This window comes from Fretibacterium fastidiosum (assembly GCF_964642095.1).
Lineage (GTDB): Bacteria > Synergistota > Synergistia > Synergistales > Aminobacteriaceae > Fretibacterium > Fretibacterium fastidiosum.
Genome location: NZ_OZ209244.1, coordinates 2385042 through 2397449, shown reverse-complemented (window position 1 = coordinate 2397449; position 12408 = coordinate 2385042). Strand labels below are relative to the sequence as shown.

General features: G+C 67.2%; 12 protein-coding genes. 8 read left to right on the top strand and 4 right to left on the bottom strand.

Going from position 1 to position 12408, the window contains the following annotated elements; all coding sequences use genetic code 11:
* Nucleotides 1–37 precede the first annotated feature (37 nt).
* Nucleotides 38–541: a YbaK/EbsC family protein gene (locus ACK28C_RS10790; RefSeq protein ID WP_015556619.1), complete on the top strand. Its 504-nt coding sequence runs from the start codon at nucleotides 38–40 to the stop codon at nucleotides 539–541.
* Nucleotides 538–1359 (top strand): 16S rRNA (adenine(1518)-N(6)/adenine(1519)-N(6))-dimethyltransferase RsmA, encoded by an 822-nt coding sequence (gene rsmA, locus ACK28C_RS10785; protein WP_409152164.1) that lies wholly within the window; start codon nucleotides 538–540, stop codon nucleotides 1357–1359. The genes ACK28C_RS10790 and rsmA overlap by 4 nt, the downstream gene beginning before the upstream one ends.
* Here rsmA and ACK28C_RS10780 read toward each other — a convergent pair.
* Together ACK28C_RS10780 and ACK28C_RS10775 are read right to left on the bottom strand one after the other, a co-directional pair.
* Nucleotides 1350–2351: an HAD family hydrolase gene (locus ACK28C_RS10780; RefSeq protein WP_409152163.1), complete on the bottom strand. Its 1002-nt coding sequence runs from the start codon at nucleotides 2349–2351 to the stop codon at nucleotides 1350–1352. The genes rsmA and ACK28C_RS10780 overlap by 10 nt on opposite strands.
* Before the next feature lie 39 nt (nucleotides 2352–2390).
* Complete coding sequence (locus ACK28C_RS10775; protein WP_409152162.1) at nucleotides 2391–2777, bottom strand: hypothetical protein; 387 nt, start codon at nucleotides 2775–2777, stop codon at nucleotides 2391–2393.
* Nucleotides 2778–3033: 256 nt separating this feature from the next.
* Here ACK28C_RS10775 and ACK28C_RS10770 point away from each other — a divergent pair, with 256 nt between their 5' ends.
* Nucleotides 3034–4908 carry a hypothetical protein gene (locus ACK28C_RS10770; RefSeq protein ID WP_409152161.1) on the top strand — a complete coding sequence of 625 codons (1875 nt, stop codon included), beginning with the start codon at nucleotides 3034–3036 and terminating at the stop codon, nucleotides 4906–4908.
* On the opposite strand, the gene nikR is transcribed toward ACK28C_RS10770, so the two are convergent.
* Both nikR and ACK28C_RS10760 read right to left on the bottom strand, forming a co-directional pair.
* The gene (gene nikR / locus ACK28C_RS10765) at nucleotides 4905–5315 is read right to left on the bottom strand and encodes a nickel-responsive transcriptional regulator NikR (RefSeq protein ID WP_409152658.1); all 411 of its coding nucleotides are present in this window, start codon (nucleotides 5313–5315) and stop codon (nucleotides 4905–4907) included. The genes ACK28C_RS10770 and nikR overlap by 4 nt on opposite strands.
* The gene (locus ACK28C_RS10760) at nucleotides 5312–5773 is read right to left on the bottom strand and encodes a hypothetical protein (protein WP_409152160.1); all 462 of its coding nucleotides are present in this window, start codon (nucleotides 5771–5773) and stop codon (nucleotides 5312–5314) included. Before ACK28C_RS10760 ends, nikR begins: the two co-directional genes overlap by 4 nt.
* A gap of 404 nt (nucleotides 5774–6177) precedes the next feature.
* On the opposite strand from ACK28C_RS10760, the gene ACK28C_RS10755 reads away from it, so the two are divergent.
* From ACK28C_RS10755 to ACK28C_RS10735, 5 genes are all read left to right on the top strand, one after another.
* Nucleotides 6178–8664 (top strand): Lon protease family protein, encoded by a 2487-nt coding sequence (locus ACK28C_RS10755; protein ID WP_409152159.1) that lies wholly within the window; start codon nucleotides 6178–6180, stop codon nucleotides 8662–8664.
* Nucleotides 8661–9434: an endonuclease III domain-containing protein gene (gene nth, locus ACK28C_RS10750; protein WP_409152158.1), complete on the top strand. Its 774-nt coding sequence runs from the start codon at nucleotides 8661–8663 to the stop codon at nucleotides 9432–9434. Before ACK28C_RS10755 ends, nth begins: the two co-directional genes overlap by 4 nt.
* A 226-nt stretch (nucleotides 9435–9660) precedes the next feature.
* Nucleotides 9661–10110, top strand: a complete 450-nt coding sequence (locus tag ACK28C_RS10745) for a YhcH/YjgK/YiaL family protein (protein ID WP_243440619.1) — start codon at nucleotides 9661–9663, stop codon at nucleotides 10108–10110.
* A gap of 33 nt (nucleotides 10111–10143) precedes the next feature.
* Nucleotides 10144–10632: a tRNA adenosine(34) deaminase TadA gene (gene tadA / locus ACK28C_RS10740; RefSeq protein WP_409152157.1), complete on the top strand. Its 489-nt coding sequence runs from the start codon at nucleotides 10144–10146 to the stop codon at nucleotides 10630–10632.
* Between the two features lie 85 nt (nucleotides 10633–10717).
* Nucleotides 10718–12361 carry a DHH family phosphoesterase gene (locus ACK28C_RS10735; RefSeq protein ID WP_015556620.1) on the top strand — a complete coding sequence of 548 codons (1644 nt, stop codon included), beginning with the start codon at nucleotides 10718–10720 and terminating at the stop codon, nucleotides 12359–12361.
* Nucleotides 12362–12408 lie beyond the last annotated feature (47 nt).

The window sequence follows — 12408 nt, the reverse complement described above, 5'->3', positions numbered from 1 at the left end:
CCCGCACCATTCCTTTTGCACGGAAGGAGAGCGCAGGATGCCCCAGGGTCGGGACGCGGTTGAAGCGGTTGAAAGGGTACGGAGGGCGCTGGACGCCGCGGGCGCCCAGGACGTCGAGATCCGGGTCGTGGAGGGGAGCATTTTCACGGTGGAGGACGCGGCCGCCACCATCGGCGTGCCGCCGGAGGAGATACTGAAGAGCCTCGTCTGTCTGGTGGACGGGGAACCGGTCCTGGTGCTGATGAGCGGCTCGAACAGGATCGACTCCAGGGCCGTGGCCCGCGCTTTCGGCGGACGCCGCTGCCGGATGATGCCGGCGGACGACGTGTACGGGAGCTACGGCTTCCGCGTGGGGGGCGTCCCCCCGCTGGGATACCCGCAGCCGCTGAGGGCGGTGCTGGACGAGGACCTGTTCCGGTATGAAGTCGTCTGGGCGGCGGCGGGTACGGACCACGCCTTCTTCCCCGTGGAGCCCGACCGGCTGATGAGGCTCACGGGCGGCGCTAGCGCCAGCGTCAAAAAGGACGCGGCCGAACGTTGAGGGCAGGGCGAGGCAGGGCGCCGGGCGGGTTTCACGCGCTGCGCCGCTTGGGACAGAACTTCCTGGTCGACCGCGGCGTCCTGGCGGAGATCGTCGAGCGCTCAGGGGTGGGGGAGGGCGACGTCGTCCTGGAGGTCGGGCCGGGGCAGGGCGTCCTGACGCGCGCCCTCCTGGAGCGGGGCTGTTTGCTGCACGCCGTCGAGCTGGACGAGCGCCTGCGGCCTGAGCTTGAGGCGCTGGCCGCGGCGTCGGAGGGGCGCCTGTGCCTTCACTGGGGTGACGCGCTGAGGACGGACCTCGCCGCCCTCGTGCCCTTCCCCGCGAAGGTGATCGCCAACATCCCCTACAGCATCACGACGCCCCTGATCTGGCGCCTGCTGGCCCTCGCCCCGAAGGGCCTGGCCTACTGCCTCCTGATGGTGCAGAAGGAGGCCGCTGACCGTCTCCTCGCCCCCGCGGACACCAGGGAGCGCTACCCCCTTGGGGCGACGCTGGAGGTCATGGGGAGGACGGCCTGCGTCCGGCGCGTCCCCCCCTCCTGCTTCCGTCCCGTCCCGCGCGTGGAGTCCGCACTCGTCGAGATTCGCGTGGAGCGGCGCCACGGCCTGCTGGCGGACGGGCTGTGGAGCGAGCTGCTGCATCGGGCGTTTGCGCACCGACGAAAGACCCTGCACAACAACCTGAAGGGCTTCAAGGGGATTCCGGACTGGGGCGCGCTGCTGCGGGAGGCGGGAGTGGCGCCGGGCGTCAGGGCCGAGGACGTGTCGGGGCCGGAGTGGCTCCTGCTCTGCGACCTCCTGAGGAGCCGTCAGGCCTGAGGTCCCTGAAGGCGAGACAGGGCACTTTCGATCGCTTCATCGACGTCCGCCCCCGGCGGCAGGCCGACCGCTTCGGTCCCCCCGTCGTCCGGGCACACCGTCACGGCGGGCCACCGCTGCGCCAGAACCTCGCGGAGCACCTCCGTCAGGGGCTGGCCGATGAGGCGCGCGGGGAGGTCCGTGCCCTTCCACTCGTGGACGCTCAGGGTCGCGTCGGAGGGCACGACGAGGCGCACGGCCCCCCGCCGTGCCAACGCCATCGCCTGGCGGAGTCCCCGTCCTTTGCCGATGCGCCACGAGGCGTTTCCCACGGCGCGGAGATGAGCCTCCCCTCTGCGGGCCGCCTCCGCGCGGTACTCCCACTGGACGAGCGGGCGGGGCGACCGAAGGTCGTCCAGGAAGCCCCGCAGGGTGCCCCAAGAGGCGTCGGCCAGGTGCCCCCAGGCCGCGGCGTCGCCCTCCACCAGGACGCACCGCATGGGAACGCGCCTGGCTCCCAGCAGGTCGAAGATGAAGTCCCCCACCATGACGCAGCGCGCCGGCGCCACGTTCAGGCGTTGGGCCGCCAGGGTCAGGGCCCTTGGGTCCGGCTTCGCGACGCCCTCCTCGCGGCTCATCACGATGGGAGGCAGCGCGATGCCGCAGCGCTCTGCGGCAAGCTGAATGGACTCGCGGCAGTTGCGAGAGACCACGCACCAGCGCTTCCCGTTCTCTTCAAGCCAGCGGAGCAGGTCCGGCGCCCCTTCGACGGGGACGGCGCGGGCCGCTCCCTCCATCTCGACGCGGACGATGGCCTCCCGCGCCTCCTCGTTCAGGGGCGGCGGCAGCGTCGCGGCGCGCTCGAACAGCGGCACGACGGCCTTCCCGCCGAAGTATCTTTCACGAACGCCGCGAAAATCCAGCTTCGTGCTGGCCAACACCCCGTCCCAATCCAGGATGAACGCCTCCATCAGCGTAGGATGCCAAAAGGGCGGTGCAAACGTCTCTTGCATGGGCAGCCTCCTTCGTCCGATCCCTGTCCGGGCCCCCGGTCACCGAATGACCTTTGGGACGCCGCGCTTCCTCAACCAGTCCTCCAGGCGGTCGGGGATATCGCCCTGCACGACGAGGGCCCCGTCCTCGATGCGGGCGCCCGTCCCCAACCCTCTGCGCACCTCCCGTGCCAGCTCCTCCAGCTGCCTCGCGTCGGGCTTTGGGGTCAGCAGGAGCCGCACCGTCCACTTGCCGCCACCGGCTCGGGCCCTCTGCAGGACCGCCTTGGAGAACGACGCGGCGGCGCTCCTCTCCTCCGGCGCGGCCTGCGGAGCCTCCAACTCGTCCCCGCAGGCCGCCATGCCCATCGCCGCGCCGATGGAGATCGTCAGGGGCTGACCGGCCACGCCGTCGTCGACGGGGACCCTGATCCGTTCTTTCGCCATCACCACGCGCTCCTTTCGCTTCCTTAAGACCGCACGTATTTTAACATTCCTTCCTGCGATGGCCGGCGTCGCCCGGACCGTCCCATCGGAATACCCCGCCTCGGCGGTCGGCGCAGGAGGCGCCCGATAGGCTATAATAAATTTTATCGAAAAGGAGGGGAGGGGCCTCGTGCGGCGCGCCTTTGCGCCGCTTTGGGCGCCGCGTCGCCTCCACGGCTTTTTTTAACGACGTTCGAGACAGCGTGAGGAGCAGAAGATGAGGAAGACGATCCTTGTGATGATGACGGTGGCGGTGTGTCTGACGGCGCCGCGCGCCTGGGGGGCGGAGCTGCCGAGGGCGCAGCTGGACGAGTCGGAGCGGCACTTCAACCGGGCCTACGGGTACTTTCTGGGGCGGGACTACTGGGCGGCGCAGGACTACCTTGACCGCGCCCTGAAGGCGAACACATACCTGGTGGACTACTACCTCCTGAGCGCGCTGAACCTGCAGCGCATGGGGGAAGGGGATGAGGCGCGGGCCGCACTGACCGGCTACCTCGAGGTGCGCCCCATGGACGGCACGGCGCTCCGCATCATGAAGGGCTTCGTGGAACAGGACCGCACGCTGCAGATGATCGTCGGGTCCCGCCCCCTTGCCCTCCGCTGGCAGTTCTCACAGCCGGACCTTCAGACGGAGTGGCGGACAGGGCTCACCCGTCCCTTCAGCATCAAGGGCCTCGGCAAGGTCAAGGCTCTGGGCGACGTCCTGTGCCTGGCCGACACCCTCGGAAACCAGGTGTGCCTGAGGTCGCGAGGGGAGGGGGCCTTTCGCTCCATCCCCGTGGAGCGCCCTGCGGCGGCGCTGCCGGCGGGGGATGGAACCTTCTGGACCTTCGGGGTGAGCGGGGACGTCCGCTCCTTTTCCGGCCTGCCCGATGCCCCGGCGTCCCCGGATCGGGTCGGGGCCATCCCCTCGCACGTGGTGGACGCGGCGTGGGTATCCGCCTCGGAGTTCGTCGTGGCGGACCCCGTGTCGCGCGACGTCGCCTTTTATGATAGCGCGACCCTGAAACCCCTCGCGCGCTGGACCCCTCCGGAGGGGGAGATGCTCTTTGAGCCCGTGGCCGTGGAGTGCTTCGCGGACTGGCTGGCCGTCGCCGATCGTGGAAACGGCCGGGTCTTCGTCCTGAACGCTGCCGGCCGGCGCGACTTCTTCTCCGTAGAGGTCCCGCTGGTGCGGGACCTCCTGTGGTCGCCGCTTGGCGAGCTCTTCGCCCTTACGGAGGACGGAAACGTCTTCGGCCTGAGCGTTGACTTGAGCGAGCGGAGGGCGGAGCGGGGAGAGCCTCTGCAGTCCGGGCTTCGGGATATCTGGGCGCTGTTCGCGTCCGACGAGGGGGACCTCTGCGGCCTGGACGTGAGCGGCTCCCGACTGATGAAAGCGGTCATGCTGCCGTCTCAGGCGGTGAACCAGAGCTTCTTCGGGATATTCAACCCGACGCTCGTGATGCAGGCGAACCGGGAAAGCTTCCTGCTGGACGCGACACTGGTCTCCCCCTTCGCCTCCTGTTTCCGGGACGCCCCCGTCCTGGTGCACTCGGTCTGGAACAACAGGAGCATCCGGTCGGCGGCCCTCTGGCAGGAGCCGGCCAAATTCGAGGGGCTCCTGCTGCACCGCGCCCTGCCGGCCTCCCAGGCGCTGCCTCCCTCCCTGCGGACGACGCGGGTGGAGCAGGGAAGGGACCTGCACACGGCCCTGCCCTCGCTCTGGCACCTCCACCGGGGGAGCCTGACGAACGTCATCGTCGACGCCTCGATCCCCTTCACGATGGAGGACCTCCTGTCGCTCGCGCAGTTTTGCCTGATGAACGGGCTTGAGCTGGACGTGTGGGCCAGGGAGGTCCCTTCGCTCGCGCTGACGCGGGCCAGCGCCTTCACGGGGGGCAGGACGGTCTTTGCCCTTGGGCACGCGCCCGACCTGACGGCGCCTCGGACCCGGCTCCAGGTGCAAATCCCCCTGCCTCAGGAGCTGTCCTCCTCAGGCTATCCGGGGAGGTCCATGCTGGCGGTGTACCTGGACATCGGCTTGATGCAGACGCGGGCCTGGATCCCGTTGTGGCCGGACCTGCTGGAGCGGCAGGAAAACCCCTAGGCCCCCGACGTGATGACCGACTCCAGGCTCTTGATGCCCCGGATGCGCCCCAGGGCCTCGATGAAGCCCTGAATCCTCGACGAGCCCCCGCGCAGGAGGACGCACTCCAGGCACGTGTCGCAGTCCACGTGGATGTGGGTTGAGCAGAGGATGACGTCCCCATGGCAGTGCTGGGCCTCGGTCAGGCCCCGGGTCAGGCCTGGAGTGTGATGGTCGTACACGAGCGTGACGGTCCCGTAGACCTCTCCCTCGTCCCCGCGCCACCTCTCCTCGGCGAGGTAGCGGCGCACCAGGAACCGCAGCGCCTCGGAGCGGTTCTTCCTGCCGGAGCGGCGGACGCGCTGCTCAAACTCGCTGAACAGCGATTCTGGCATGGCGACGCTGAAGCGGACGAGTTTGTCCGTCATCTTTTCCAACGCATCCTCCGAACGCGCTCGAACCATCGTTGTTGGATATCCTCTCTGCGACCCTGCTCGTCCGCCCCCTCTGTGCCGGGGTTTTCCGTGAAGGACACGTCGGTGTAGGGCGCGTCGCGGAAGGCGCCTGGGTCGGAGGTCGCGCGGGCGTGGGGGCCCTTCCCCGTCGCCCGCTCGTAGAGGAAGCTGCCCCCCGCGTCGCAGAGCCCTGCCAGGAGCCCCCAACCCAGCACCCTGAGGATGAAGGAGGGGAGGACGAACAGGACGAAGGAGAAGACGCTGAAGAGCAGCCCGCCGAGGCAGACGGCCAGGGGGGAGAACACCAGGAGGAGGATGCCCTTCTCCCGCGCGTCCGCCCTCTGCCATCGGTCGAGAAAGCTGCTGAAGTGCTTCAGAATGCGGGAGGGCCACAGCCAGTACAGGATTTGGTTCACGATGTTTTGAAACAAGACACGACCTCCGAACATCTGTGATTTTCAGGGAAGCGCTGGTTGTTTTTAAAAAGTTGTGGAAAGCAATCGAGGATTGTCCAACAGCGCTTCCCTGAAATTTGTGATTGTGGTATCGCGGACCCTTTTTCGCCCCAATTATATCAGGTGCGCCGGCTAGGTCCGCTGGCACACGATTTGGGTAGGATGCCCCTGTGAAAAGGGCAGGACGGGCGGTATGGTGGTCGACGGCGTTTTCGCGGAGGTCGGGGGAGGCGGAAGCTGCGGCCCGAATCTTTGGTACAATAAATAAATTGCCTGATGAACCGGGGCGTGTGCGCTTCCCTCGATTCCCGTTTTTTGCCGGGGGCGCTGCGGCCATGGGGCGCGGGCTTTACGACTTGACAGTATAAGGCGGGGACGACTTGAGGGACAAATGGAAGCTGCTGCCTGAGAAGCTCAGGAAGGTCAAGAGGACGGACAGCTGGAAGCTGGAGGATACGGATGACATCTCCGCGCCCGGCGCGGGAACGGCGGGGCTCATCGGCCAGGAGCGCGCCATCGAGTCCATGGAGTTCGGGCTCTCCGTCCCGGGAAGGGGCTACAACGTCTTCGTGCTGGGGCGGCCCGGCAGTGGGCGCACCAGCTATGCCCTGGACAGCCTGAGGAAGAGGGCCGCTGCCCTTCCGGCCCCGGACGACTGGCTCTACCTCTACAACTTTGACGAGCCGGGCGAGCCCCTGGCGATCTCCGTCCCCGCCGGGGGAGGAAAGAAGCTGGTCTCCGCGCTGGACGCCCTCGTGAACGACCTCAAGGTGACGATCAGCAAGGCGTTTGAACAGAGCCAGTACGAGGACGCCAAGGCGCAGTACGTCAAGGAGTTCCAGGAGAAGGCGGGGGCCATCATGGACGGCCTGAAGGCGGCTGCGGCAAAGCACCATTTTCTGCTGAAGCGGACGCCGCAGGGCTTCGTCAACATCCCCCTGGTGGAGGGAAAGGACGAGGAGGGCAAGAAGGTCGTCCGAGAGATCAAGCAGGAGGAGTTCGAGGCGCTGGACAGCAGGGAGCAGAAGCGTTATCAGGAGCTTTCCGAGGAGGTCTCTCAGCGGACGCTTCTGGGCCTGCGCCGGATCCGGGACATGGAGAAGGACCTCAAGGACCGAATCAGCCGGCTTGAGTCGGAGATCTGTCGGGCCGCGATCGCCCCCTGCCTGGCGGACATCTGCGAGGCCTACAAGGAGAACGGCCCCCTGTCCCAGTGGTTCGCCCGCATGACGGAGGACGTCGTGGAGAACTTCGGCGCCTTCGTCACCTCGATGAGGGACGAGTCCGCGGAGGTGGACTTCACCCGCTATCAGGCCAACCTCTTCGTCAACAACGCGCCGAAGAAGGGGGCGCCCGTGATCTGGGAGACGAACCCGACGTACTGCAACCTGGCGGGCAAGGTGGAGTACGAGAGTCGGCAGGGATACCTGTACACGGACTTCCGCCGCGTCGCCGCCGGCGCGTTTCACAGGGCCAACGGCGGCTTCCTGGTGCTGGACGCGGAGAAGGTCCTGATGAACTTCATGTCCTGGGAGGCCGTAAAGCGCCTGCTGCGCACCGGCACGGCCTCCATCGAGAACCTGGGTGAACAGTACGGGGCCGTCCCCGTGTCCTCCCTGCGCCCCAGCCCGATCCCGATGCACCTCAAGGTGATCATGATCGGGTCCCCCTACATCTGCGAGATGCTGCAGTACTACGACCCGGAGTTTCAGAAGCTCTTCAAGGTCAAGGCGAGCTTCGACGTGGACATGCCGCGCAACGCCGCCTCGGAACGTCAGCTGGCCCGCTGTGTGGCGGGCATCGCCAGGCGGGAGAAGCTGCGGCCCTTCGGTGCGGACGCCCTCTCGGAGATCGTGGAGTGGTCCAGCCGCGAGGCGGAGGACCAGGAGCGGCTCTCCACCGAGATGGGGAGGCTCCGGGAGCTCCTGGCGGAGGCCAACGCCTGGGCGGTCCTCCAGTCTGGAGAGGGGAAGCGCGTCGAGCGGGAGCACGTTCGGAAGGCCATCGAGCACAAGCGATACCGCTCCGCCCTCTATCAGGAGAGGCTGACGCGGGCCTTTGTGGACGGGACCATCCGCGTGGACACGACGGGGGAGGTCGTGGGGCAGATCAACGGCTTGTCGGTGATCGACCTGACGGACTACCGCTTCGGGCACCCCTCGCGCATCACGGCGAACGTCTTCGTGGGGCAGGAGGGCATTGTGAACATCGAGCGCGAGGTGCGCATGACGGGGCCCATTCACAACAAGGGACTGATGATCCTTTCCAGCTACCTGGGGCGAAAGTACGCCCGGCACATGCCGCTGACGCTCTCGGCGCGCATCACCTTCGAGCAGAATTACGGCGGGATCGAAGGGGACAGCGCCTCCTCCACCGAGCTCTACTGCCTGCTCTCCGCCCTGTCGGGGCTTCCACTCCGGCAGGGGATCGCCGTCACCGGGTCCGTGGACCAGTTCGGAAACGTTCAGGCCATCGGCGGGGTGAACGAGAAGATCGAGGGCTTCTTCAGCCTGTGCCGGCTCACGGGGCTGACGGGGGACCAGGGCGTGATGATCCCGCGGGCGAACGTGCGGAACCTCATGCTGGACGCGGAGGTCATTCAGGCGGTCCGAGAGGGGCGCTTCTCCATCTGGGCCGTGGACACGATCGACGAGGGCATCGAGCTTCTGACCGGAACGAAGGCCGGGCGGGAGCACAAGGACGGGTCCTACACGAAGGGGTCCGTCCACGGCCTCGTCAGGGCGCGCCTCGAACGGATGCTGAAGGACAGCGCCAAGCTGCAGAAGAGGCATTCGGGCGGCGAAGGGCGGCGTGCGAGGGAGCAGGACGACGAAGCGCGCGCTCCCGGGAGGGGGCGCGGGCGATGAGCCGGCTCAGCGCGGCGCCCTCCGGGCCCCAGGGCGAACCCCTGGCGCCGGAGCGGATGCTGTCCCGCTGGATCCTCTCGGTCCTGGATCACCTGGAGGCCCTGTGGCACAACGAGGCGAACCCGCCGCAGCTGGGGCACGGGGAGCCGCTGGAGGGCCTCGTCCTGACGGTGCTGTCGCAGAACACGAACGACCGCAACCGCGACGCCGCCTTTGCCCGCCTGAAGGAGCGCTTTGCCTCCTGGGATGAGGTCGTCCGCGGCGGGTTGACCCGGCTGGAGGACGCGGTGCGCCCCGCGGGACTGGCGCCGACGAAGGCCCGGCATATCCTCGAGATCCTGGACATCGTCAAGCGGGACTTCGGCGAATACTCCATCGCCCCTCTGGCGAAGCGCGGGCGTGACGAGGCGCGGCGCTACCTCGTCGCGCTGCCGGGAGTGGGGGCCAAGACGGCGGCCTGCGTCCTCCTCTTCGACATGGGGCTTCCCGCCTTCCCCGTTGACACCCATGTGGGGCGCATCGCGCGGCGGGTCGGCTTCGCGGCGGAGCGGGCACCGGCGGAGGATATCTCCCTCCTGATGGAAAGGGAAACCCCGCCCTCGCGCTACCTCGGCGGACACGTGAACATGATCGAGCACGGCAGGGCGATCTGCCGCGCCAGGGCCCCTCAGTGCGGCGCCTGCCCCCTGACCGCCCTCTGCAACTTCGGCCGGGCGCTCATCGTGTCGGAGCGGGATGCCGAGGTCAGGCGGGCCCGCGCGGCAGGGTGAGCGCTTTGCAGAAGGTTCTTTTGTCCATCGCCTCCGCGCCTGTTGGGGATGTGGGTGTCAAGGCGTATAATAGACCAATTGGACGCCGTTTGGCCCTTCGCTTTGCAGGGGTGCTGCATCCTGAAGAAGAGGTCCAAAGGCGCCTTCAAGCGGCCCGCTCCACGGCTGCGGAGCTTGAATGAAGACGTTTGCGGACGCATCCGGACTTGATTGGGGAGATTGAGCGATGATTTTAGGAACGATACAATACCCTTCCCGTTACGGCGGGCTTGGGTCCAGAGTCAGGGCGGGGTTGACCTACCTTGCCGAGCACGACCTTTCCGCCCTGCCCCTGGGGCGTCACGCCATTGACGGCGACGACGTCTTCTTAGACGTCCAGGAGAACAGGACCAGGCCCCTGGCCGATGCGCTCTTTGAGGCCCATCGGCGCTATCTGGACGTCCACGTCACGCTGAGCGGCGAGGAGTGGTTTGGCTACGCCTTGACCTCCAGCCTTCAGGAGGTTGAGCCCTATTCCAGCGAGCGGGACGTGGCCCTCTACAGCGGCGAGGGCGTCTACCTTCAGGCGCCTCCCGGACACTTCATCCTCTTCATGCCGGAGGACGCGCACAAGCCCAACGTCTACTTCAAGCAGGCCGGGCTGATCCGCAAGCTGGTCCTGAAGGTTCGCCTCTAGGGGCTCCACAAGATCAGATCGCTACGGGGCGAAGTGGACGACCTTTTTTTTATGCGCTGCGCCCTGGAGCAGGCGCGTAGCGCCCTGCTTCGCGGGGAGGTCCCGGTGGGAGCCGTCGTGGTGGATGGCGGCAGGGCGTTGGGCTGGGGCGGAAACGCCAAGGTGGCCGACCCCACCGCTCATGCGGAGGTTCAGGCCATCCGCATGGCCGCGGCGGAGAGGGGCGGCTGGAACCTGAGCGGCTGCACCCTCTACGTGACGCTTGAGCCCTGTCCGATGTGCGCGGGGGCCTGCGTGAACGCGCGGGTGAGCCGCGTCGTCTTTGGCGCGCGGGACCCCAGGGCAGGCGCGGGAGGCTCCCTGTACGACATCCTTCGAGACACGCGCCTGAATCACCGCTCTGAGGTCCGGGGGGGCGTTCTGGAGGACGAGTGCGTTCGCCTGCTTCAGGCCTACTTTCTGGAGCGCCGCGGGCGGGGGCGCCCGTCCCCCTTCGCGGCGGTGGAGCGTCCGGCGAAATAAAATTGCAGTCTTCGGGGGAGGCCCGGCGAGTCGTGGCACGATCGCCCCTGGAGCTTGAGGGGATATGCCTTTGTTGTCGACCTGTATGGATTCCAACTTGAAACTCTTTGAGATGGGCGAGAGCACCCGCAGCCTGGCGCGCTGCGTCCCCTGCTCGGAGCTGACGGCGATGGTCCTTCAGATGATGCAGCAGGGAGGGGTCATGGACATCGCCGACGCTCAGGACTGGATGAATCCGAAGTTTGAGAGGCTTCTGGATTCTCTGGACCTCGGTGCCGCCAGCGCCGTCGCGCGGGACAAGTGGAACGCCAAAAGCTCCCTTGGGAACGTGCTGATCTACGGAGATTACGATACGGACGGCATCTCCTCGACGGTCCTGGCGATGGAGATCTTTCGCCACAAGGCCGTCCAGGTCCGATACTTCATCCCGAGGCGCGACGTCCAGGGGTATGGGCTCAACGCAGAGGTGCTGGAGCAGGTCGTCCGCGGCGGCTGCAACACCCTCGTCGTGGTAGACTGCGGCACCAACGACTCGGAGATGCTGGAGGACCTGGAGCGGCGCGGGCTGGACGTCTTCGTCTTCGATCACCACGCCGTCGCTGAGGCGCCGGCGTTTCAGGCCATCGTCAACCCCTGCGCGGACGGTGGGGGGAAGGCCAGGAAGCTCTGCGCCACGGCGGTGCTCTGGTGCTGGGCGTGGAAGGAGGGCATCCTGCCGCGGGACTGGCTCAAGTACGCGCTGGACCTGGTGGCCCTTGCGACGATCTCCGACTGCATGCCGCTCAACAGCCTGAACCGTTCCTTTGTCCGCCGGGGGATGCGGCTGATGCGGACGAACCCGCGGCGGGGTCTGGGCGCGCTCTTCAGCCGCCTTAGGCTCAACGCCCGGCAGATCACGGAGGAGCAGCTCTCCATGCGCGTGATCCCCTGCCTCAACGCGCCAGGACGCATCTCCTGCGCCGACGTCTCCGTTCGGGCCCTCCTGGGCGTGGGCGGCGACGACGCGGTCTACGAGTGCGCGGGCGAGCTGATCAAGATGAACCGACGGCGCCAGATGATCTCCGAGCGCATCGCGGGGAACATCCGGGAAAGCGGGGAGGACGACCGTCACGTGATGTTCGACGAGTCTTGGCCTGTCGGCGTGTTGAGCGGCGTTGCGAGCCGCATCTGCGCTCAGCGCCGCAGCGCCGTCGCCCTGGCAGCCCCCGTGGGAGAGAAGGTTCGGGGAACCCTCAGGGTCCCCACAGGCGGCAACGCAGTGGGGATATTGAGCGAGATATCGGACCTGCTGGACGCCTGGGGCGGCCATCGCTACGCTGCCGGATTTTCCGTGCTGGCCCGGAATTGGGACGAGGTGGAGGGGAGGCTGGAGGGGCTCCTGGCCGACGTTGGGGTGGAGGATGAGGTCGTCTCCGCCATCAACCTGTCGCCTGCGCGGATTTCCCTGGACGACTGGCGAACGGTCACGGCACTCGGGCCCTTCGGGAACGACAATCCCTGCCCCCTGTTCTACTGCGCCAGCAGCGGGGAGGATCGGGTGGAGCCTTTGGGAAAGGACGGAAAACACAGCGCCGTCCGAGTGGATAACGTCAAGCTCCTGGCCTTCAACGCCGCTCCCGACCTGCAGGACACATCGGGCATCAAGGGGTGGGTCTATCATCCGCGCCTGGACTACTGGAGGAATGAGGAGCAGATCCAGTTCATCCTGGACTATGCTGTAGTGGTTTGACCCTACCCCCGAAAGAGGAGGCGGTAGAAGTGAAGGATGACGATCTG